Below are 21,365 nucleotides of genomic sequence, written 5' to 3' on the forward strand. Positions count from 1 at the left end.
GTGCCCTTCGGCGGGGTCAAGCAGTCGGGCAACGGGCGCGACAAGTCGCATCACTCGCTGGAGGAGTACTCCGATCTCAAGAGCGTGTGGATGACGCTGGCGCCCTGAGGGGCGGAGCCTGGAGCACTGATGGGGGAGGGGATCCCTCGACTTGCCGGCCGCGGTTCGCCGCGGCCGGCTTTTTTCGTGCCGCGGGCTCGGTCAGGAAACGGCGTCCTGGGCGGCGGCCGGACCGGGCGGCCAGGGGGGAAAGGATTGCGGCGCTGTTCGCCGCGTGGCACACCCGTCACCTCGTCAGGCGATCGCCGACCGGCTCGTTATGGGGGCGCGTCGAATGAGCGCCGGGAGCGGAATTTTCTTGTACAATAGTTGTTTCAAAGTTGTACGAAATTCTGCTCTTGCGGAGGAAATGGCATGTTGAACTGGCTCAAGCGAGACCCGCTAAAGAAGCTCCAGCGGCAGTACGAGCAGAAGCTGGAGGAGGCCATGACGACTGCACGCAACGGTGACATGCGGTCCAATGCGGTGCTGACCGAGCAGGCCGAGGCGCTGCGGGCGGAGATCGAGCGGCAGAAGAGCTGAAAGCGGCGGTGGCCGGCTGGCCTGGCGCATGACCCGATCGAGGCGCGGTGCGTGGAGTCGTTCGCCCCACGCCTCATCCGGGAAAAGAGGGGAGGATTAGGCCGTCGTGTCCTGATCGGCGCGGCGCTTGGCGACCGACTCGCCGCTCAGGCCGAAGTCCTGGGGCGCGATGTCGGAGAGCACGATGCGCACGCTCTCCGGGGTGCAGTCGATGGCCTCGACGCAGGCCGCGGTGATCTTCTCGATCAGGGCTTCCTTCTGCTCGGCGCTGCGGCCTTCGATCAGCTGGATGTTGACGTTCGGCATGGGGGTCTCCCGGGGTGGGGGCGATGTCCGGCGGCGGTGCCGGGGCGTCGCCACGTTCAGAAGCTGCGGGCCGGGGTGGCGCAGCTGACCAGTCGGCAGGCGACCTCGCCGACGTTGCGAAAGCGATGGGGAACGTTGGTGTCGAAGTAGTAGGCCTCGCCGGAGGTCAGCACGCGGGTCTCGGCGCCGATGGTGATCTCGATCTCGCCCTCCAGCACCACGCCGGCTTCCTCGCCCTGGTGGGCGATCATCTCGCGGCCGGTATCGGCCCCGGGGGGGTAGGTCTCGACCATGAAGTTCAGCGCGCGGGCGGTGCGATTGCCGCCGACCAGCTTGTAGATGACGTCGCCGCTGCCCACGTCGGCCAGCTCGTCGGCCGAATAGAACACCTGGTCGCGGCTCTCCAGGTCCATGGTGAAGAAGTCGCCGACGCTCATGGGGATGGCATCGAGGATCTTCTTCAGTGAGCTCACCGAGGGGCTGACCTTGCCCTGCTCGATGAGCGACAGGCTGGAGTGGGTGACGCCACAGCGCTTGGCCAGCTCGCGCTGGGAGATGCCTCTCAGTTTACGCAGGGCACGCAATCGCGCGCCGACGTCTTCTGCCATGGTTCATCCTCTGAAGTCGACGGGGCGGGCCGGTCAGGCCCGCCCCTCGGGGCTCAGCACAGGGCGTCGAGCTTTTCCTTGAGCAGGGCGTTGACCTGCTGGGGGTTGGCGGTGCCGCGGGAGGCCTTCATCACCTGGCCGACGAAGTAGCCGATCATCTTGCCGCGCTTGTCGGGCTCGGCGTCGCGGTACTGGGCGACCTGGGCCGGGCTGTCCGCGATCACCTGGTCGATCATGGCCTCGATGGCGCCGGTGTCGGTGACCTGCTTCAGCCCCTTGGCCTCGATGATGGCGTCGGCGGAGTCACCTTCGCCGTGCCACAGCGCCTGGAACACCTGCTTGGCGGCCTTGCCGTTGATGGTGTCGTCCTTGACCCGGGCCACCAGCCCGCCGAGCTGGTCGGCGGAGACCGGGCTGTCGACGATCGCCAGGCCCTCGCGGTTCAGGGCCCCGGACAGCTCGCCCTGGACCCAGTTGGCGGCCTGCTTGGCGTCGCCACAGACCGCATGAACGCGCTCGAAGTACTCGGCCATGGCACGGCTCGCCGAGAGCACGCCGGCGTCGTAGGCGGAGAGGCCGAGCTCGCCCTGGAAGCGCTCGCGCTTGGCGGCCGGCAGTTCCGGCAGCTGGCCGCGCAGGTGATCGACGTAGGCCTGATCGAGCACCACCGGCAGCAGGTCGGGGCAGGGGAAGTAACGGTAGTCGTTGGCCTCCTCCTTGGTGCGCATGCTGCGGGTCTCGTCGGCCTCGGGGTCGTAGAGACGGGTCTCCTGAACCACCGTGCCGCCGTCCTCGAGCAGCTCGATCTGGCGCTCGACCTCGAACTCGATGGCGCGCTCGACGAAGCGGAAGGAGTTGACGTTCTTGATCTCGGCGCGGGTGCCGAAGGCTTCCTGGCCCTTGGGGCGCACCGAGACGTTGACATCGCAGCGCATCGAACCCTCGGCCATGTTGCCGTCGCTGATGCCCAGATAGGTCACGATGGAATGGATCGCCTTGAGGTAGGCCGCGGCCTCCTTGGCCGAGCGCATGTCCGGCTCGGAGACGATCTCCAGCAGCGGCGTGCCGGCGCGGTTGAGATCGATGCCGGTCATGCCGTGGAAGTCCTCGTGGAGCGACTTGCCGGCATCTTCCTCGAGGTGAGCGTGATGCACGCGGATGCGCTTGCTCTCGCCGTCGTCGAGCAGGATCTCGACCTCGCCCGGGCCGACGATCGGCTCATACATCTGGCTGGTCTGGTAGCCCTTGGGCAGGTCCGGGTAGAAGTAGTTCTTGCGGTCGAACACCGAGACCTCGGGGATCTCGGCATGGATGCCGAGGCCGAACTGCACGGCCATGGCCACTGCCTGCTCGTTGAGCACCGGCAACACGCCCGGCAGGCCCAGGTCGACGGCGCAGGCCTGGGTGTTGGGCTCGGCGCCGAACGCGGTGGAGGCGCCGGAGAAGATCTTGGAGCGGGTGGCGAGCTGGACGTGGACCTCCAGCCCGATCACGGTTTCCCATTGCATCAGGCGGTCTCCTCGGCGAGGTCGGGACGGCGCAGGTGCCAGTCGGTGGCCTGCTGGAACTGGTGGGCGACGTTGAGCAGCTGGGCCTCGGCGAAGTGGGTGCCGAGGATCTGCAGGCCCACGGGGCGGCCGCCGGCGAAGCCGGCCGGCACGCTGATGCCGGGGATGCCGGCCAGGTTGACGGCGATGGTGTAGATGTCCTGCAGGTACATCGACACCGGGTCCTTGTTGTCGCCCAGGTCGAAGGCCGGGGTCGGTGAAGCCGGGCCCATCAGCACGTCGACCTCCTCGAAGGCGTCGAGGAAGTCCTGGCGGATCAGGCGGCGGACCTTCTGCGCCTGCTTGTAGTAGGCGTCGAAGAAGCCCTCGGAGAGGGTGTGGGTGCCGATCAGGATGCGCCGCTTGACCTCCTCGCCGAAGCCCTCGCCCCGCGAGCGCTTGTAGAGGTCGATCAGGTCGGTCGGGTTCTCGCAGCGGTGGCCGAAGCGCACGCCGTCGAAGCGCGACAGGTTTGAGGAGGCCTCGGCCGGCGCGATCACGTAGTAGGCCGGGATCGCATAGTGGGTATGCGGCAGGCTGACCTCGCGCACCGTGGCGCCCAGCGACTCGTAGACCCGGATCGCCTCGCGCACCGCGCTCTCGACCTCGGCGGACAGGCCGTCGCCGAAGTACTCCTTGGGCAGGCCGATCTTGAGCCCGGATAGCGGCGCGTCGAGGCCCTCGGTGTAGTCCGGCACGCCGCGCGCCACGCTGGTGGAGTCGCGCAGGTCGTGGCCGGCGATGGCGCCGAGCAGGTGGGCGCAGTCCTCGGCGGTGCGGGCCATGGGGCCGGCCTGGTCGAGGCTCGAGGCGTAGGCGATCATGCCGTAGCGCGACACGCGACCGTAGGTCGGCTTCAGGCCGGTGATGCCGCAGAAGGCCGCCGGCTGACGGATCGAGCCGCCGGTGTCGGTGCCGAGCGCCGCCGGCACCAGGCCCGCGGCCACCGCGGCGGCGCTGCCGCCGGAGCTGCCGCCGGGCACGGCGCCGAGGTCCCAGGGATTCTTCACCGCGCCGTAGTGGCTGTTCTCGTTGGACGAGCCCATGGCGAACTCGTCCATGTTGGTCTTGCCGAGGCTCAGGGTGCCGGCCGCGGCCAGCTTCTCGACCACGGTGGCGTCGTAGGGCGCGTCGAAGTTGTCGAGCATCTTCGAGCCGCAGCTGGTCTTGACGCCCCGAGTGCAGAAGATGTCCTTCAGCGCCAGCGGCAGGCCGGTCAGCGGGCCGGCCTCGCCGCGAGCGCGGGCGTCATCGGCGCGATCCGCGGCTTCGAGCGCGGCATCGCCAGTAACGGTGATAAAGCTGTTGAGCGCGCCGTCATGGCGCTCGATGCGCGCGAGCAGATGTTCGGTCAGCTCGCGGCTGGAGAACTCGCCGGCCGCCAGGGCGGCGGCGAGTCCGGTCAGTGTCTGGTCGTGCATGGGGCCGGGGCTCCGTGATGACATGTCATTGACGACGAAAGAGGGAGGCGGTCATTCGACGACTCGCGGCACCAGATAGAGGCCGTTCTCCACCGCGGGGGCGCAGCGCTGGAAGGTCTCGCGCTGGTCGGCCTCGGTGACCTCGTCGGCGCGCAGGCGCTGGGTGGCGTCCAGCGGGTGGGCCAGCGGGGCGACGCCGTCGGTGTCGATCGACTGCAGCTGGTCGGCCATCTCCAGGATGCGGCCCAGGTCGTCGAGATAGCGATCGGCCTCACCCTCGTCCAGGCCGAGACGGGCCAGGTGGGCGGCCCGGAGAACGTCTGCGTGTTCAAGCGCCATGATCGGGTGTCCTCGAAAGGGTGGCAGAAAAGACCGCAGAAGTTATCACATTCGCGTCACGGCGGGCAGGGGCCAGGGGCGTGGCGCTTGCCGCTGGGGGGGTGCAGTGATACGGTTTGCCCCCGCACAGGGTCCCCGGTCTGCACTAGGTAACGACTTCATGTTCAAACGTTTGAGGGGGCTGTTTTCCAGCGATCTGTCGATCGACCTGGGGACGGCCAATACGCTGATTTACGTCCGCGGGCGCGGCATCGTGCTCGACGAGCCGTCGGTGGTGGCGATCCGCCAGTCCGGTAACATGCGCAGCGTGGCCGCCGTGGGTGCCGACGCCAAGCGCATGCTGGGCCGCACACCGGGCAACATCACCGCCATCCGCCCGATGAAGGACGGTGTCATCGCCGACTTCACCGTGACCGAGCAGATGCTGCAGTACTTCATCCGCAAGGTCCATCAGAGCACCTTCCTGACGCCGAGCCCGCGGGTGCTGGTCTGCGTGCCCTGCATGTCGACCCAGGTCGAGCGCCGCGCCATCAAGGAATCCGCCGAGGGCGCCGGCGCCCGTGAGGTGTTCCTGATCGAGGAGCCCATGGCCGCGGCCATCGGCGCCGGCCTGCCGGTCGAGGAAGCCCAGGGCTCGATGGTCGTCGACATCGGCGGTGGCACCAGCGAGATCGCCATCATCTCGCTCAACGGCGTGGTCTATTCCGAGTCCATCCGCGTCGGCGGCGACCGCTTCGACGAGGCGATCATCGCCTACGTGCGTCGCCACTACGGCAGCCTGATCGGCGAGTCCACCGCCGAGCGGATCAAGGAAGAGATCGGCTGCGCCTATCCCGGCGGCGAACTGCGCGAGATCGACGTGCGCGGCCGCAACCTGGCCGAGGGCATTCCGCGCAGCTTCACCCTGAACTCCCACGAGATCCTCGACGCCCTGCAGGAGACCCTGGGGTCCATCGTCGCGGCGGTGAAGAGCGCGCTGGAGCAGTCGCCCCCCGAGCTGGCCTCCGACATCGCCGAGCGTGGCCTGGTGCTGACCGGCGGCGGTGCGCTGCTGCGCGATCTCGACAAGCTGATCGCCGAGGAGAGCGGCCTGCCGGTGGTCGTCGCCGAGGACCCGCTGACCTGCGTGGCCCGCGGCGGCGGCAAGGCCCTCGAGATGATCGATCAGCATACGTTCGAGCTGCTCTCCAGCGACTGACCGGGCAAAGCCCTGCTGGATGGCTGCGCTCGCCGGGATCGGCCACCCCCGAGTGGCCGGGCCCGGCGACGCACGACCTGACCGGTACGTCCCCTGAAAACGGAATGTTGCCATGGCGGGCCGGCGCCCTGGCGGGACAGTGCTGTCTGGCGTCGCGGCAAGAGGCCCGACGCCGCCAAGGAGAATAGGGAGAGGACGCCATCAAACCGCTGTTCTCGCACGGCTCGGTGCCGGGGTATCGCATGCTGCTGTGTGCGCTCCTCGCCGTGGCCCTGATGTTCGCCGATCTGCGTTTCACGCGCATGGAGCCCGTGCGGGCCCAGCTGTCGACCCTGGTGGCGCCGGTCCAGTGGCTGGTCAGCCTGCCCAGCGACGCCCTCAACTGGGCGTCGCTGGCGTTTTCCGACCAGCGCGAGCTGCTCGACGAGAATCGCCAGCTGCGCGAGCAGATCCTGACTCTCTCGCATCGCGTCCAGCGCATGGCCAGCCTGACCGCCGAGAACGTGCGGCTGCGCGAGCTGCTGGATGCCACCCGCGAGCATGACATTCCCTTCATCACCACCGAGCTGCTGTCGCTGGACCCGGATCCCTTCAGCCATCGCATGGTCATCGACCGCGGGCAGCGCGACGGCGTCTTCGTCGGCCAGCCGGTGATGGATGCCGCCGGGCTGGTGGGTCAGGTGACCTCGGTGTCGGCCTACGCCAGCCGGGTGCTGATGGTGTCCGACGCCAGTCACTCGCTGCCGGTCCAGGTCAACCGCAACGGCCTGCGTTTCATCCTTCAGGGCACCGGCCAGTACGACGCCCTCGGCGTGTTGCACGTGCCGGACACCGCGGATATCCGCGAGGGCGACCTGCTGATGACGTCGGGGCTGGCCGGGCGCTTTCCACCCGGCTATCCGGTGGCGCGGGTCACCTCGGTGGTCCACGATCCCGGCGAGCCCTTCGCCCGGGTCGAGGCCCGTCCGGTGGCCCAGCTGCAGCGCGCCCGCCATTTCCTGCTGCTGTTTCCGCCGGAGCCCCCCGAGGCGCCGGGCCGCGGGGGCTGGACGGTCGCGCTCGACCAGGCCGCCGTCCAGGCGGCGCTGGAGATGATCGGTCCCGTCGGGGAGGAGGAATAATGGCCGCACGCGCGACGGCGAGCCTGCCCTGGATCTGGCTGACCCTGCTGCTGGCACTGTGCCTTCAGGTGATGCCGCTGGCCGATGGCTGGCAGATCTGGCGCCCGGACTGGCTGGGCCTGATGCTGATCTACTGGTGCATGAAAGCGCCCCACAAGGTCGGGGTCTTCCACGGCTTCGCGCTGGGCATCCTGGTGGACCTGATCCAGGGCGCGCCGCTCGGCCAGAACGCCCTGCTGCTGTCGCTGCTGGCCTTCCTGTGCGCCCTGGTCTATCCGCGTTTCCGGGCCTACTCGCTGCTCCAGCAGGCGGTGCTGATCCTGGTGCTGCTGGGCACGGTGCAGCTGGTGGAGCAGTGGCTCCGGACCCTGCTGGGGCCCTTTGCGATTCACCTGTCCTTCCTGCTGCCCTCGGTGATCGGGGCACTGCTGTGGCCCTGGCTGACCACGCTGTTCCGCGCCTTCCGGCGCCGTGGCAGCGAGGAGTGAGCCGGATGACGATGTCCGATGCCGCCACCGATGCTCCCGAGCCGCCGCTGATCCGGCTGGCCTCCGCCTCGCCGCGCCGCCGGGAGCTGCTGGCCAGCATCGACGTGCCGGTCGAGGTGCATCCGGTCGACCTCGACGAGACACCGCGGCCCGGCGAAGCCCCCGAGGCCTATGTTCGACGTCTGGCCGAGGACAAGGCCCGGGCCGGGGCGCTGGGCAGCACGCTGCCCACGCTCGGCTCCGACACCGCGGTGGTGTGTGACGATGCCATCCTCGGCAAGCCGCGCGACCGCGAGCACGCCGCCGCCATGCTGCGTTCGCTGTCCGGGCGCACCCATCGGGTGCTGACCGCGGTGGCGGTGACCGGCCCGGCGGGCCTGCTGAGTGCCTGCGTGACCACGCGAGTGACGCTACGCGAGATCACCGAGGCCGAGGCCGCCGCCTATTGGGCGACCGGCGAGCCCGCCGACAAGGCCGGCGGCTATGCCATCCAGGGCCGGGCGGCGCTGTTCGTGTCGCGTCTCGAGGGCAGCCATTCCGCGGTGGTCGGCCTGCCGCTGTTCGAGACCGCTGAATTGCTGGCCCGACAGGGCGTGCCGCTGTGGAACCGCGCTATGTCATAATGCCTCGAGTTTCCTCTGGACAAGGATTTCCGCATGAGCGGTGAAGTACTGATCAACCTGACCCCGATGGAGACCCGGGTCGCCGTGGTGGAGAACGGCGTGCTCCAGGAAGCCTTCATCGAGCGGGCCCGGCGCCGCGGCATCGTCGGCAACATCTACAAGGGCAAGGTGGTGCGTGTACTGCCGGGCATGCAGGCTGCCTTCGTCGACATCGGTCTCGAGCGGGCCGCCTTCATCCACGCGCATGAGGTGATGCCCTCCGGGACCCCGGCCGACGAGCAGGCCTCCATCGGCCACCTGCTCCACGAGGGCCAGTCGCTGGTGGTGCAGGTCACCAAGGACCCCATCGCTTCCAAGGGCGCGCGCCTGACCACGCATCTCTCGGTGCCGTCGCGCTACCTGGTCTACATGCCGGACTCTCCTCACAACGGGGTCTCCCAGCGCATCGAGGACGAGCGCGAGCGGGAGCGGCTGCGCGAGCTGGTCGAGGCCGCCCAGGCGGAGCAGACCCTGGAGGTGACCGGCGGCTTCATCGTGCGCACCGCCGCCGAGGGCGTGAGCCAGGAGGAGATGGCCGGCGACATGCATTTCCTGCTGCGCCTGTGGCGCAAGGTCAGCGAGCGCAAGGTCACCGCCTCGGCCCCCAGCGTCATCTACGATGACCTGCCGCTGTTCATGCGCACCCTGCGCGACGTGATGCGCGACGACATCGAGAAGGTGCGCATCGATTCCCGGGAGAATCACGTCAAGCTGTTGGAGTTCGCCGAGGAATTCATGCCCTCGGCGGTGGAGCGCATCGAGCACTACGCCGGCGAGCGGCCGATTTTCGACCTGTTCAGCGTCGAGGACGAGATCCAGAAGGCGCTGGGACGCAAGGTCCAGCTCAAGTCCGGCGGCTACCTGGTGATCGATCCCACCGAGGCCATGACCACCATCGACGTCAACACCGGCGGCTTCGTGGGACATCGCAACCTCGAGGAGACCATCTTCAAGACCAACCTCGAGGCCGCCACCGCCATCGCCCGCCAGCTGCGGCTGCGCAATCTGGGGGGCATCATCATCATCGACTTCATCGACATGGAGGAGCCGGAGCATCAGCGCCAGGTGCTCCGCGTGCTGGAGAAGTCGCTCGAGCGCGATCACGCCAAGACCAAGTGCACCGGCGTCACCGAGCTGGGGCTGGTGCAGGTGACGCGCAAGCGCACCCGCGAGAGCCTCGAGCAGACCCTGTGCGAGGCCTGCCCGTCCTGCCACGGTCGCGGCACCCTCAAGACCCCGGAATCGGTGTGCTACGAGATCTTCCGCGAGATCCTGCGCGAGGAGCGGGCCTACAGCGCCGAGACCTATACGGTGCTGGCCTCCCAGCCGGTGGTCGATCGCCTGCTCGACGAGGAGTCCGCGGCGGTCGCCGACCTGGAGGAGTTCATCGGCAAGACTATCCGCTTCCAGGTCGAGGCCCACTACTCCCAGGAGCAGTACGATATCGTGCTGATGTGAGCCCATGTCGAGGACTCGCCTGGCCATTCGCTGGACCCTGACGCTGCTGGCGGCGGCGCTCACCCTGGTGGCGGTGCTCACCCTGGTGCTGCGCCTGCTGCTCGGTCAGGTCGATCAGCTCACCCCGCGCCTGGAGGCGCTGCTTTCGGCCCGCTTCGAGGCTGCAGTGAGCCTGGAGACGATCGAGGGTGGACTGGCCGGCTTCGATCCCGAGCTCGAGCTGCGCGGACTATCGCTGCGTGCGGCCAGCGGCGACCGGCCCCTGCTCGAGCTTGGCGACGCTCGCCTGCGGCTCGATGCCGGTGCCAGCCTGCGCGATGGCATGCCGGTGGTGGCCGATGCGCGGCTGTCCGATCTCACCCTGCATCTCTATCAGGCCGAAGACGGCCGATGGCACTGGCCGGAGCCGGCCGACGTGCCCCCCGAGCTGATGCCCGACAGCGAGTTCGATCTCGAGCGCCTGGACTTCTGGGTCGGCGTGCTGCTGCGCCAGCGCGCCTGGGCCGAGGACATCGAGCTGGTGCTGCACGGCCGCGAGCACGAGGCGGTGCTCGAGGCGCCGCGGCTGCTGATGGTCGGCGATGCCCGACGCACGCATCTGGAGGGGCGGGTGCGGCTGCGGGGCCGGCCGGGGGAGGCCGCGAGCGTGGTCATGGAACTGGTGCCGGGCGAGGGGCTGGACGATTTCGGCGCGGCCCTGCAGGCCGACATGAGCCTCGACAGCCTGACCGGGCTGTCGTCGCTGTTCGGCGTCGAGGGGCTGCCGGACTTCGACGACCTGGCGGGCGAGGCCCGGCTGTGGGGGCGCTGGACCCACGGGCGCCTGGCCGACGCGCGCCTCGACGTCACCGCGCCGCGCCTGGTGCTGGGCACGACGGTAGACGACGCCGAGGCGTCGGATATCGTGCTCGACAACGCCATGCTGCGGGGCCAGTGGCGGCGCACGGCCGGCGCCGAGGACTGGCAGGCCTGGGTGCAGGCCGACGCCGAGCAGGTCGCCGGCCCCGAGGCCTCGGCCGAGGCGCGAGCGCTGCCGCGGGACTGGTACCTTCAGGGCGACGACAGCGACTGGTGGCTCACCACCGGCCCGTTCGATCTCGAGGCCCTGGCCGCCTGGCGCTCCCGGCTGCCGCTGCCGGAGGCGCTGGACCGCGGCGTGGCCGCGCTGGCCCCGCGCGGGCGCATCGAGGCCCTCGGCGCCGGGGTGAAGGCTGGCGTCTGGCAGGCCCGGGTCAGTGCCAGCGAGGTGAGCGTGGCGCCCTGGAACGAAGCCCCGGGCGGCGGTCCGCTGGCGCTGTGGCTGGAGGCCGACGGGAATCACGGCAGCGTGCGCTTCGCCGGCGGCGAGGGCAGCACGCTGGCCTTTCCCGAGGTCTTCGAGGCGCCGATGTCGCTCGATCATGCCAGCGGCGAGGTGAGCTGGCGCTACGACGGCGAGCGCGGCTTCGTCAGCGGGCGGCACCTCTCGGCGGGCTGGCGCGGCGCCGAGGTGAGCGGCGACTTCGGCCTGGCCACCGGTGGCCCCGGCCGCGGCGGCTTCGGCCTGGCGCTGGATTTCCGTGACGTGGACGCTCGCTCGCGGCCGTTGACCGACTGGCTGCCGATGGTGGTGCTGCGCGAGGAAGCCCCGGAGCTCGCCGACTGGCTGTCCGGCGGCCTGGCCGGGCGGGTGCCCGCGGGGGCGCTGCGCCTGCACGTCCCGCTGCGCGACGAGCAGACCGGGCTTTCCAGCATCGAGCCGACCCTGAACCTGGATCTCGAGGTCGAGGCCGGGCGGCTGCCGTTCGCCGACGGCTGGCCGGTGCTGGACGACGTGGCCGGCCGCCTGCGCCTGCGCGGCGAGACGCTCGAGGCCGAGGTGGACGCCGCCGAGAGCCTGGGCATCCGCACCCGCGACGCCGAGGTGCGCCTCGAGGACGATCGGCTCTCGGTCAGCGGGCCGCTCGTCGCCGACGCCCCGGCACTCACGGGCTATCTTGCCGCGATGCCCGTCGATGGCATCGAGGCGGTCACCGACTGGCGGGCCGAGGGGAGCGTCGAGGCCGGCCTGGACCTCGAGATGGCGTTGGACGAGCCCGAGGCGCTGCAGCTCGACATCGCCGGCGACGCCGACCTGCCGCGCCTGACCCATGCGGCGAGCGGGCTTTCGTTCCACGACATCAGCGGGCCGCTGGCCTGGCGCCAGCGCGGCGAGGCCGGCTCCCTCGACGGTCGATTGAGCGGACGGCTGCTGGGCGGGCCGGTCAGCGCCACGCTGGCCACCGGCGAGGGACGCGTCGCGCTGTCGGGCACTGCCCGCGCCGGGGCGCTGACCGAGCTGGGCGCGCCGGCCGGCATCGGCGGCATGCTGTCCGGCCCGCTGGCCTGGCAGGGCAACGTGGATCTCGACGCCGAGACGCCGATCCTGAACCTGTCGAGCGAACTGCGCGACCTGGTCATCGACCTGCCGGCGCCGCTGGGCAAGCCGGCCGGCACGCCGCGCGACCTGCGCCTGACCTTCGCCCTGGCCGAGTCCGGGCCCTGGTCGGGCCGGCTGGGTGCGCGCCTCGGCTGGCGCTGGCGCCCCGGGCGCGGCGGCCAGGGGCAGGCCTGGCTGGGCCGCGAGGCACCGGCGACCTGGCCCAGTGAATCCGGCTGGTCGCTGCAGGCCTATCTGCCGCGCGTCGATGCCGAGGCCTGGGGCACCGCCCTGGCGCCGCTGTCCGCCGGCGTGGACGGTGCCGGCGGGGGGCTGGAGGGCAGCGGCGCCATCTCGCACCTGATGCTGGATACCGATTGCCTGAGCGTCGAGCGGCGCTGTCTGGGCTCGATGATCGTCGAGGGGGCCCCGACGGCCGGCGGCTGGGACCTGGCCCTGGACGGCAGCCTGCTGACCGGCCGGCTGGCCTATCGGCCGGGGCTTTCGCAGCCGCTCGACGTCTCGCTGTCGCGGCTGCGCCTCGACGGCCTGCTGCCGGCCGAGCCGGCACCGGTCTCCGCGGGTGGCGGCCGCCTGCTCGAGGAGCTGGAGGTGCCACCGACGCCGGTCGCCATGCCGGCGTCGCTCGAAGCGCTGCCGGCGGGTCGGCTGGGCATCGACGAACTGAACTACCAGGGGCGACAGTTCGGGCCGCTGAACGCCCAGTGGCGGGCCGCTCCGCAGCGCCTGGTGGTCGAGCCGCTGGCCTTGAGCCTGGGCGAGATCGATGCCCGGGGCAGCCTGACCTGGGAGGCCGCCGGCCCCGAGGCGAGCCTGACCCGGGCACGGCTGGACATCGATGGCGGCGACCTGGGGTCGGCCCTGGAGGCGCTGGGCCAGCCGGTGGCGATCCGCAACGCCGAGACCCGCGTCGACGGACAGCTGGCCTGGCCCGGTGCGCCCTGGCAGTTCGCTCTGGCGCGCTCCCGGGGCAACCTGGCGGTCGAGCTGCGCGACGGTCGTTTCGTCAACCTGGAATCGCCCTCGGCGCGGCTGGTCGGCTTGCTCAACGTGGACAACCTGCTGCGCCGGCTGACCCTGGACTTCTCCGACGTCACCGGGCGGGGCACCGCCTTCGATCGTGTCAGCGGCGATGCGACCCTGTATGGTGGGGTGCTGGAGACCCGCGGTCCGGTCGAGATCGATGGTCCGGCCACCCGCTTCACCCTCGACGGCAGCGTCGATCTGGCGCGGCGGGAACTCGACCAGCGTCTGGGCATTACCCTGCCGGTGAGCAGCAACCTGCCCCTGGCGGCGGTGATCGCCGGGGCGCCGGTGGTCGGTGGGGCGCTGTTCATCGCCGACAAGCTGTTCGGCGACGCCCTCGACCGCGTGACCCGAATTCACTATCGCGTGGAGGGGCCCTGGACCTCGCCGCGCATCGCTCTGGAAAGTGCCGAATGACATCACACACGCAACCCCTGCTCGACCAGGCCGCCGAGGCGCTGCTGACCCCCGGCGGGCTCGATCTCGATGCCCTCGACACCGGCCTCGGCCACGCCATGGGCGCCGGCATCGACTACGCCGATCTGTACTTCCAGCGCAGCTGGCACGAGGGCTGGGTGCTGGAGGACGGTGAGGTCAAGGAGGCCAGCTACAACATCGACGGGGGCGTCGGCGTGCGCTCCCTGGCCGGGGAGAAGACCGGTTTCGCCTACTCCAACCAGATCTCCATGGAGGCCCTGGCCGAGACCGGGCGCACCGCCGCCGGCATCGTGCGCAGCGGCCAGCGCCTGAGCGCCGCCCCGCGGGTGGTGACGGCGCCGGCCGCTCGCTATGCCGGCATCGATCCGCTGGCCGGACTCTCCGCCGACGAGAAGGTCGCCATGCTCAAGGAGGCCGATCGCGTCGCCCGGGCCGCCGACCCGTCGGTGAGTCAGGTCAGCGCCTCGCTGACCGGCGTCTACGAGGTGGTGCTGGTGCGTGCCAGCGACGGCACCCTGGCCGCCGACGTGCGCCCGCTGGTGCGTTTCAACGTCAGCGTGATCACGGTGCGCGACGGCCGCCGCGAGCGCGGCAGCGCCGGCGGCGGTGGCCGCTACCCGATGTCGCGGCTACGCGACGAGAACGTCGCCGAGCGCTTCGCCAAGGAGGCGGTGCGCCAGGCGCTGGTCAACCTCGACGCCGTGGATGCCCCGGCCGGCCAGATGCCGGTGGTGCTGGGCGCCGGCTGGCCGGGCATCCTGCTCCACGAGGCCGTGGGCCACGGCCTGGAAGGCGACTTCAATCGCAAGGGCAGCTCGGCCTTCGCCGGCCGCATGGGCGAGCGCGTGGCCGCGCCCGGCGTGACCGTGGTCGATGACGGCACCCTGGCCGACCGTCGCGGTTCGCTGTCCGTCGACGACGAGGGCACGGCCACCCAGTGCACCACGCTGATCGAGGACGGCATCCTCACCGGCTACATGCAGGACAAGCTCAACGCCCGACTGATGGGCATGGCGCCCACCGGCAACGCCCGCCGCGAGTCCTTCGCCCACATGCCGATGCCGCGCATGACCAACACCTACATGCGTGCCGGCCAGGACGACCCCGCCGACATCATCAAGAGCGTCTCTCGCGGCATCTATGCCGTGAGCTTCGGCGGCGGTCAGGTGGACATCACCTCCGGCAAGTTCGTGTTCTCGGCCAGCGAGGCCTATCTGATCGAGGACGGCCGCATCACCGCGCCGGTCAAGGGCGCGACCCTGATCGGCAACGGTCCGGAGGCCATGGGGCATGTGTCGATGATCGGCCACGACCTGGAGCTGGATACCGGCATCGGCGTATGCGGCAAGGAAGGGCAGGGGGTGCCGGTGGGCGTCGGCCAGCCGACGCTGAAGCTGGACGAGCTCACGGTCGGCGGCACGCAGTCATAAAGCTTGAAGCGGGAAGAGCGCCGCTTCGCGGCTGGAAGCTGGAAGAGCAACCCATGGCCTGACGGGAGGACTTCCAGCTTCAGGCTTCAAGCTTCCGGCTTTACAGCTCGGCGGTCTCGCGGATCAGCTTGAACAGCCGCCGGGCGTTGGTCGGCGGCTTGCCCTGATCGCGTTCGCGGCGGGCGTTGCGGATCAGCTGGCGCAGGGCCTGGCGGTCGACGTCGGGGTAGTCGGCGATGAAGGCCTCGAGGGCGTCGTCGTCCTCGATGAGGCGGTCGCGCCACTGTTCCAGGCGATGGAAGGCGTGGTCGCGGCGCAGCTGCTCGCGGTCCATTTCGTCGAACACCGCCTGGATGCCCTCGAGGTCCTCGCGGCGCATCAGCTTGCCGACGTACTGCATGTGCCGGCGGCGGGCCTCCCGGGCGCGGATGCGGCCGGTCTCCTCGATGGCCGCCAGCAGGTCGTCGGAGAGCGGGAAGCGGTCGCGTTCGGCCTCGCGCATGGCGATCAGCCGTTCGCCGAGCTCCTGGAGGGCATGCATCTCGCGCTTGAGCTGCGACTTGCTGGGCCGTTCGTCGGCCGGAGAGAAATCATCCTGGGTCATGCGGCGTCCTGATTCATGAGAGGGGCGTTAGGCATCGGCCCAGTATACCAGCCCGCCGCGTCGGGCTGGCCAAACGACCATGTTGTGTATCGGCCGCCTGGCCGGTCGAGTGAGGAGTCAAGACGATGACACAGGCTTTCGATGCCGTCGCCCAGCAGTCGCTGCTGGAAACCCGTGCCGAGGCGGCCCTGGCGCTGGCCCGCCGGCTCGGCGCCGATGCCTGCGAGGTGGGCGCCAGCGTCGACCAGGGCGTGGGCGTCAACGTGCGCGAGGGCGAGGTCGAGACCGTCGAGCTGTCCCGCGATCAGGGCATCGCGGTGACCGTCTACGTCGGCCAACGCAAGGGCAGTGCCTCGTCCACCGACGCCTCCGAGGCGTCGATCCAGGACGTGGTCGAGAAGGCCATGGCCATCGCCCGCTACACCGGCGAGGACCCGGCCTCGGGGCTCGCCCCGGCCGAACTGATGGCCCGCGAGCTGCCGGACCTCGACGTTCATCACCCCTGGGCGCTGTCCACCGAGGAGGCGGTCGAGCTGGCGCTGGCCTGCGAGAACGCCGGCCGCGGCCAGGCGGGCATCAGGAGCTCCGACGGCGCGGGGCTGTCCAGCGGCGAGGGCGTGCGCGTCTACGCCAACAGCCACGGTTTCCTGGGCAGTCAGCGCGGCAGCCGCCACTCGCTGTCCTGCATGCTGATCGCCGAGGACGAGCACGGCATGCAGCGCGACTACGACTACACCAGCGCCCGCGACCCTCGCGAGCTGCTGGCTCCCGAGGCCGTGGGCGAGAGCGCCGCGCGTCGCACCCTGCGCCGGCTCGGCGGCCAGCGCCCGGCCACCGGGCGGATGCCGGTGCTGTTCGATCCGAGCCTGGCCTCGGGGCTGGTCGGCAGCTTCTTGAGTGCCATCGCCGGCGGCGCCCTCTATCGCCAGTCCTCCTTCCTGTGTGACCGCCTCGGCGATGCGCTCTTCCCCGAATGGTTCTCGCTGCAGGAGAAGCCGCGCCTGATGCGCGGCATGGCCAGCAGCGCCTTCGACGGTGACGGCGTGGCGACCCGCGACAACGTCTTCATCGATCAGGGACGGCTGGCCAGCTACATGCTGTCCGCCTACAGCGCGCGGCGACTGGGGATGGAGACCACCGGCAACGCCGGCGGCGCCCGCAACCTGCGCCTCAGCGCGCCGCTCGAGTCCCAGGAGGCGCTGCTCGCGCGCATGGATCGCGGGGTGCTGGTCACCGAGCTGATGGGGCAGGGCGTCAACGGCGTTACCGGCGACTACTCCCGTGGCGCCGCGGGGTTCTGGGTCGAGAACGGCCGCATCCAGCATCCGGTGGAGGAGTTCACCATCGCCGGCAACCTGGCGACGATGTTCCAGGGGCTGGTCGGCGTCGGCGACGACATCGACACCCGCGGCAGCGTTCACACCGGCAGCTGGCTGATCGACGAGATGACCGTGGCCGGCAGCTGAGCCGGCCACGGTAACGACACTCCGGACACAAAAAAGCCCGCGAGACGCTCGCGGGCTTTTTTGTGTGCTCATGCGCGACGTGGTCTTGGCCCGAGGGCCGGTATTCAGCGTTTCGGGCGGTAGTGTTCGTCCACGCCCAGTCGCTCGAGCAGGCGAGCGAACAGGAAGGCCTCGTTGCCCTTGAGCGAGCGGCTCAGGCAGTCCAGGTACTCGCGGCGCGGATAGCGCCGCCAGCGCGGTGCCTTGTAGGCATCGAGGTCGATGGCGAACAGGCGACCGTCGCGAACCAGGAAGTTGTCGGTGTGCAGGCCGCGGCAGTGAATGCCGTCGCGGTCGAAGGCGACCAGCGCGTCCAGATACTGTTCCTGCAGGTCGGGGGAGTCGAGGATCAGCTGCTTGAGCGGCACGCCATGGATGTTCTCCGTGACCAGCCGATAGGGGCGCGCCTCGACGATGGTCGGCGTGGCGATGCCGAGGGTTTCGAGCCGGGAAGCAATGAGGGCGAAGTTGCGCCCGGGGTAGGGCCGGATGCGCGCCAGGTAGCGCAGCCGGTCGACGGCCTTTGGCTGGAAGGTCTTGATGAAGTGGTCGCGCTCGGGATCGAAGTGGACTCTGGAGTACTTGCCGGTCTGGATCAGCTGCATGGTCCTGCTCGGTAGAGGGGAGTGATGGCGCCGTCGAGACGGCCTCTGGTCAGGCTTCTTCGTCGAAGCGGGCCGCGAAGAGGGCTTCCAGCGCATCCAGCACCGCCTCGCCGTCGTCGCCGTCGGCCTCGAGGGTCAGTTCGGTGCCGCAGGGCGCGGCCAGCATCAGCAGCGCCATGATGTTGGTGGCATCGGCCTGCTGGTCGCCATGGCAGACGGTGACGCGGGAGGCGTAGGGTTGGCAGCACTGCACCAGGCGGGTGGCGGCCCGGGCGTGCAGGCCGCGCTTGTTGGTCAGGGTGAGCTTGCGGCTGGGCACGTGACTAGCGGTCCTTGGCGTCGTTCGGGTCGGGAAGCGTGAGTTGCAGGCCGAGCTCGCGATGGCGCAGGCGCACGCCGGCGTGGGTCTCGGCAAGACGTCGGGACAGTCGCTCGGCCAGGTAGGTGGAGCGGTGCTGGCCGCCGGTGCAGCCGATCGCCACGGTCAGGTAGCTGCGCTGGCTGGCGCGGTAGCGGGGCAGCCAGCGTTCGATCCAGGTCAGGATGTCGTCGGCCATCTCGTCGACCACCGGGTAGCCCTCGAGAAAGGCGATCACGCTGTCGTCGCGGCCGGTGGCATCACGCAGCCGCGGGTCCCAGTAGGGGTTGGGCAGGCAGCGGGCGTCGAACACGATATCGGCGTCCAGGGGCACGCCGCGCTTGAAGCCGAACGACTCGAGGGTCAGCGTCAGCCCTTCGCGGCGGTGCCCGGCGACCTGGTCGGTGATGCGACCGCGCAGGTCGTGCACCGATAGCCGCGAGGTATCGATCAGCAGATCGGCGAGGTCGCGGATCTCCGACAGGGCGTCTTCCTCGCGATCGATCGCCTCGGCCAGGGTCATTTCGGTATCGCGGGTCAGGGGGTGTCGGCGCCGGGTCGCGGAGTAGCGCTCCAGCAGGATGCGTGCATCGGTGGTCAGGTAGATCACCTGGCACTGGATGTCGCGGGCACGCACGTCCTCGAGCAGCGTCGGGAAGCGTTCCAGGGCATGGGGCAGGTTGCGGGCGTCGATGCTGACCGCGACGGCGCTGCGCAGGGACTGGCCGCTGCGCAGCTCGTCGACCAGCGGTCCGAGGAGCATCGCCGGGAGGTTGTCGATGGCGTAGTAGCCGAGGTCCTCGAGGGCCTGCAGGGCGATCGACTTGCCGGAGCCGGAGCGTCCGCTGATGATGACGAGCTGCATGACGGATCGGGTCTCCTGGTCGGGGGCGGCCCTCAGCCGCGTCCGCTGGCGGCCGGTGCCTGTCGTCGGATGGCGTCGAGGAGGCTGTCGTGCAGCTCGCGCTGGCTGCCGGCCCGACGCAGGGCGCTGCGGGTCGCGGCGTCGTTCATCACGCCGGCGACCTGGCCGAGCAGGGCGAGATGCGCGTCGTCGGCTTCCTCGGGGACCAGCAGCACGAACACCAGGTCGACGGGTTCACCGTCGATGGCGTCGAAGTCGACCGGTTCGTCGAGCTTGAGAAAGCCGGCGATGGGGGCCTTGCAGTGAGGGTTGCGGGAATGGGGGATGGCGACCCCGTGCCCGATGCCGGTGCTGCCCAGCCGCTCCCGTCCGATCAGCCGGCTGAAGACCTCCTGGCTGTCGAGGCTGGGAATGTTCTGGGCGATGAAGGTGCTGAAGAACTCCAGCACCCGTTTCTTGCTCCCCCCGGGCACACCGAAGAGGGTGCGCTCGGGGGGCAGGATGGCTTCGAGTGACATGACTCAGCGGACGCTTGCGGCGCCCTGGGCGCGGGCCTGAGTCTTTTCCTTGTGCTTGACGAGCTGGCGGTCCAGCTTGTCGGCAAGGGCGTCGATGGCGGCGTACATGTCGGCGTCCATCGCTTCGGCGTGCAGATCGGCACCGGCGGCGTGCAGCGTGCAGGCGGCCTGCTGGCGTTCCTTCTCGACGGAGAGCGTCACCTGAACGGTGGTGATGTTGTCGTAATGGCGTTCCAGGCGGGAGAGTTTCTCCTGCACGTAGTCACGCAGGGGCTCGGTCAATTCCACGTGATGGCCGGTGAGGTTGACTTGCATGACACGCTCCTTGCTCCTTGGGTGGTGACTCGATTGTAACCCTTTTTGGTGCCTTGCAAACCCCCCGTGCCAGACGCGTTTTCATACTCTGGAACCCCCCGCCGGGAGGGCCTCAGCCGAGGCGCTTGCGCTGGCTGGAGGAGGGGATGTGCATCGCTTCGCGATACTTGGCGACGGTGCGTCGGGCCACCTCGATGCCCTCCTCGGCGAGCAGGGTGACCAGCTTGCTGTCGGACAGCGGCTTGCGCGGCGGTTCGCCCTCGATCAGCTTGCGGATGCGGGCGCGGATCGCGGTGCTGGAGTGGGCATCCTCGCCGTCGCCGACCTGGCTCGAGAAGAAGTACTTGAGCTCGAAGACGCCGCGGGGGGTGTGGATGAACTTCTGGGTCGTGACCCGGGAGATGGTCGACTCGTGCATCTCCACCGTCTGGGCGATGTCGGCCAGGATCAGCGGCTTCATGGCCTCCTCGCCGTGCTCGAGGAACTCGATCTGGCGGGTCATCACCTCGTGGCCGACGCGCAGCAGGGTGTCGTTGCGGCTGGCCAGGCTCTTGATCAGCCAGCGCGCCTCCTGCAGGTGGTCCTTGAGGAACTGGTTGTCGTCGCTCTTGTCGGCGCGCTTGATCAGCGCCGCGTAGTCGGGCTGGATGCGCAGCCGCGGCATCGCCTCAGGGTTGAGCTCGACGCGCCAGCCCTGGGGCGTGTGGCGGGCGATCAGGTCGGGAATCACGTAGTCGCTGTCGCCGCTGGCGAATTCGCTGCCCGGGCGCGGGTCGAGGCCGCGGATCAGGCCGATGACCGCGTCGAGGGTTTCGTCGTCGAGCCCCAGGCGCCGCTTGAGCAGCCGCCGATCGTTGCCGGCCAGCGCCTCGAGGAACTGGCGTACCAGGCGGCGCGCCTGGGGCAGCAGCGGGGTGTCGTCGGGCAGGGTGGCCAGCTGCAGCAGCAGGCACTCGCGCAGATCGCGGGCGAACACGCCGGTGGGCTCGAACTGCTGCAGGCGCAGCAGCACCGCTTCGACCTCGCGGGTGGCGAGCCCGTCGAGGCCCTGGGCGCGCAGGCCGTCGCGCAGCTCGTCGAGCGGTTGATCCAGATAGCCGTCCGGCGTCACGGCATCGATCAGGCTCTCGGCGATACGGGTCTCGCGTTCGTCGAGCTTGCTCATGGCCAGCTGCCAGACGAGGTGGCTCTGCAGGCTCTGGCCGGCGGCCTGGCGCTCGAAGTCGGGAGCCTCGCCGCTGCCGCCGGCGTCCTGGAAGGTGTCCGACCAGTCGCTGTCGACGCTGAGTTCTTCCGGAATCTCGTCGGACCAGTCGTCGTCCGGCGTCTCGCCGACGGCCTGCTCGCCGAAGTCGTCCTCCAGCTCCAGCATGGGATTGGCTTCCAGGGCCTGCTGGATCTCCTGGCGCAGATCGAGGGTCGAGAGCTGCAGCAGGCCGATGGCCTGCTGCAGCTGGGGCGTCATGGTCAGCTGGGTGCCGACACGCAGTTGGAGGGATGCCTTCATGGCCATGGCAAGCGTTCCGGTCCTGCGGCAAAGAGGCCTTCCACC

Annotated in this window: 22 protein-coding genes; 10 read left to right on the forward strand and 12 right to left on the reverse strand. The window is 69.9% G+C overall.

Annotated elements, in window-relative coordinates; genetic code table 11:
• Window positions 1-108 (forward strand): aldehyde dehydrogenase family protein (locus tag CVH10_RS25320; RefSeq protein WP_146142930.1); only part of this gene is annotated, 108 nt, incomplete at its 5' end.
• Between the two features lie 306 nt (window positions 109-414).
• Complete coding sequence (locus CVH10_RS11215) at window positions 415-582, forward strand: DUF6435 family protein (protein ID WP_106488738.1); 168 nt, start codon at window positions 415-417, stop codon at window positions 580-582.
• Between the two features lie 96 nt (window positions 583-678).
• On the opposite strand, the gene CVH10_RS11220 is transcribed toward CVH10_RS11215, so the two are convergent.
• Genes CVH10_RS11220 through gatC form a run of 5 tightly spaced genes read right to left on the reverse strand, consistent with a single transcriptional unit; the run spans window position 679 to window position 4,803 of the window.
• Complete coding sequence (locus CVH10_RS11220) at window positions 679-888, reverse strand: 2-hydroxymuconate tautomerase family protein (RefSeq protein ID WP_035598404.1); 210 nt, start codon at window positions 886-888, stop codon at window positions 679-681.
• Window positions 889-944: 56 nt separating this feature from the next.
• A complete protein-coding gene (locus CVH10_RS11225; RefSeq protein ID WP_035598406.1) occupies window positions 945-1,496 on the reverse strand; it encodes a cupin domain-containing protein in 552 nt (183 codons plus the stop codon).
• 53 nt (window positions 1,497-1,549) lie between these two features.
• Window positions 1,550-3,004, reverse strand: a complete 1,455-nt coding sequence (gene gatB / locus CVH10_RS11230) for an Asp-tRNA(Asn)/Glu-tRNA(Gln) amidotransferase subunit GatB (RefSeq protein ID WP_035598409.1) — start codon at window positions 3,002-3,004, stop codon at window positions 1,550-1,552.
• Window positions 3,004-4,464, reverse strand: a complete 1,461-nt coding sequence (gene gatA / locus CVH10_RS11235) for an Asp-tRNA(Asn)/Glu-tRNA(Gln) amidotransferase subunit GatA (RefSeq protein ID WP_106488739.1) — start codon at window positions 4,462-4,464, stop codon at window positions 3,004-3,006. The genes gatB and gatA overlap by 1 nt, the downstream gene beginning before the upstream one ends.
• A gap of 51 nt (window positions 4,465-4,515) precedes the next feature.
• Entirely contained in the window at window positions 4,516-4,803 is a 288-nt protein-coding gene (gene gatC, locus CVH10_RS11240; RefSeq protein WP_035598414.1) for an Asp-tRNA(Asn)/Glu-tRNA(Gln) amidotransferase subunit GatC, read from the reverse strand.
• A 160-nt stretch (window positions 4,804-4,963) separates the two neighbouring features.
• Between gatC and CVH10_RS11245 the strand changes: the two genes are divergently transcribed.
• The 7 genes from CVH10_RS11245 to tldD all read left to right on the forward strand — a co-directional run bounded on the left by CVH10_RS11245 (window position 4,964) and on the right by tldD (window position 15,043).
• Window positions 4,964-6,001, forward strand: coding sequence for a rod shape-determining protein (locus tag CVH10_RS11245; protein WP_035598417.1), 1,038 nt, complete (start codon window positions 4,964-4,966; stop codon window positions 5,999-6,001).
• Between the two features lie 242 nt (window positions 6,002-6,243).
• On the forward strand, window positions 6,244-7,122 hold the full coding sequence (mreC, locus tag CVH10_RS11250; protein ID WP_052052561.1) for a rod shape-determining protein MreC: 879 nt from the start codon (window positions 6,244-6,246) through the stop codon (window positions 7,120-7,122).
• Window positions 7,122-7,610 (forward strand): rod shape-determining protein MreD, encoded by a 489-nt coding sequence (mreD, locus tag CVH10_RS11255; RefSeq protein ID WP_035598422.1) that lies wholly within the window; start codon window positions 7,122-7,124, stop codon window positions 7,608-7,610. Before mreC ends, mreD begins: the two co-directional genes overlap by 1 nt.
• Before the next feature lie 5 nt (window positions 7,611-7,615).
• Complete coding sequence (locus CVH10_RS11260; RefSeq protein ID WP_106488740.1) at window positions 7,616-8,233, forward strand: nucleoside triphosphate pyrophosphatase; 618 nt, start codon at window positions 7,616-7,618, stop codon at window positions 8,231-8,233.
• Window positions 8,234-8,266: 33 nt separating this feature from the next.
• Window positions 8,267-9,730, forward strand: a complete 1,464-nt coding sequence (gene rng, locus CVH10_RS11265; RefSeq protein ID WP_035598425.1) for a ribonuclease G — start codon at window positions 8,267-8,269, stop codon at window positions 9,728-9,730.
• Between the two features lie 4 nt (window positions 9,731-9,734).
• Window positions 9,735-13,592, forward strand: a complete 3,858-nt coding sequence (locus CVH10_RS11270) for a YhdP family protein (protein ID WP_106488741.1) — start codon at window positions 9,735-9,737, stop codon at window positions 13,590-13,592.
• On the forward strand, window positions 13,589-15,043 hold the full coding sequence (gene tldD, locus CVH10_RS11275) for a metalloprotease TldD (RefSeq protein ID WP_035592371.1): 1,455 nt from the start codon (window positions 13,589-13,591) through the stop codon (window positions 15,041-15,043). Before CVH10_RS11270 ends, tldD begins: the two co-directional genes overlap by 4 nt.
• Window positions 15,044-15,143: 100 nt before the next feature.
• On the opposite strand, the gene yjgA is transcribed toward tldD, so the two are convergent.
• Window positions 15,144-15,647, reverse strand: coding sequence for a ribosome biogenesis factor YjgA (gene yjgA / locus CVH10_RS11280; RefSeq protein ID WP_035592374.1), 504 nt, complete (start codon window positions 15,645-15,647; stop codon window positions 15,144-15,146).
• A 125-nt stretch (window positions 15,648-15,772) separates the two neighbouring features.
• Between yjgA and pmbA the strand changes: the two genes are divergently transcribed.
• Window positions 15,773-17,113, forward strand: coding sequence for a metalloprotease PmbA (gene pmbA / locus CVH10_RS11285; protein ID WP_035592377.1), 1,341 nt, complete (start codon window positions 15,773-15,775; stop codon window positions 17,111-17,113).
• A gap of 104 nt (window positions 17,114-17,217) precedes the next feature.
• Here the strand turns inward: pmbA and CVH10_RS11290 are convergent, their stop codons facing one another.
• The 6 genes from CVH10_RS11290 to CVH10_RS11315 all read right to left on the reverse strand — a co-directional run bounded on the left by CVH10_RS11290 (window position 17,218) and on the right by CVH10_RS11315 (window position 21,326).
• On the reverse strand, window positions 17,218-17,757 hold the full coding sequence (locus CVH10_RS11290) for a hypothetical protein (RefSeq protein WP_035592378.1): 540 nt from the start codon (window positions 17,755-17,757) through the stop codon (window positions 17,218-17,220).
• 49 nt (window positions 17,758-17,806) lie between these two features.
• Window positions 17,807-18,076, reverse strand: a complete 270-nt coding sequence (locus CVH10_RS11295) for an HPr family phosphocarrier protein (protein WP_035592380.1) — start codon at window positions 18,074-18,076, stop codon at window positions 17,807-17,809.
• A 4-nt stretch (window positions 18,077-18,080) separates the two neighbouring features.
• The gene (gene rapZ / locus CVH10_RS11300) at window positions 18,081-18,980 is read right to left on the reverse strand and encodes an RNase adapter RapZ (protein WP_035592383.1); all 900 of its coding nucleotides are present in this window, start codon (window positions 18,978-18,980) and stop codon (window positions 18,081-18,083) included.
• A gap of 32 nt (window positions 18,981-19,012) precedes the next feature.
• On the reverse strand, window positions 19,013-19,498 hold the full coding sequence (locus CVH10_RS11305; RefSeq protein WP_106488742.1) for a PTS sugar transporter subunit IIA: 486 nt from the start codon (window positions 19,496-19,498) through the stop codon (window positions 19,013-19,015).
• Window positions 19,499-19,501: 3 nt separating this feature from the next.
• Window positions 19,502-19,813 (reverse strand): ribosome-associated translation inhibitor RaiA, encoded by a 312-nt coding sequence (gene raiA, locus CVH10_RS11310; protein ID WP_016854429.1) that lies wholly within the window; start codon window positions 19,811-19,813, stop codon window positions 19,502-19,504.
• A 112-nt stretch (window positions 19,814-19,925) separates the two neighbouring features.
• Window positions 19,926-21,326, reverse strand: coding sequence for an RNA polymerase factor sigma-54 (locus tag CVH10_RS11315; protein ID WP_106488743.1), 1,401 nt, complete (start codon window positions 21,324-21,326; stop codon window positions 19,926-19,928).
• Window positions 21,327-21,365: the final 39 nt, after the last annotated feature.

This window comes from Halomonas sp. ND22Bw (genome assembly GCF_003011945.1).
GTDB classification, from domain to species: domain Bacteria; phylum Pseudomonadota; class Gammaproteobacteria; order Pseudomonadales; family Halomonadaceae; genus Halomonas; species Halomonas halophila.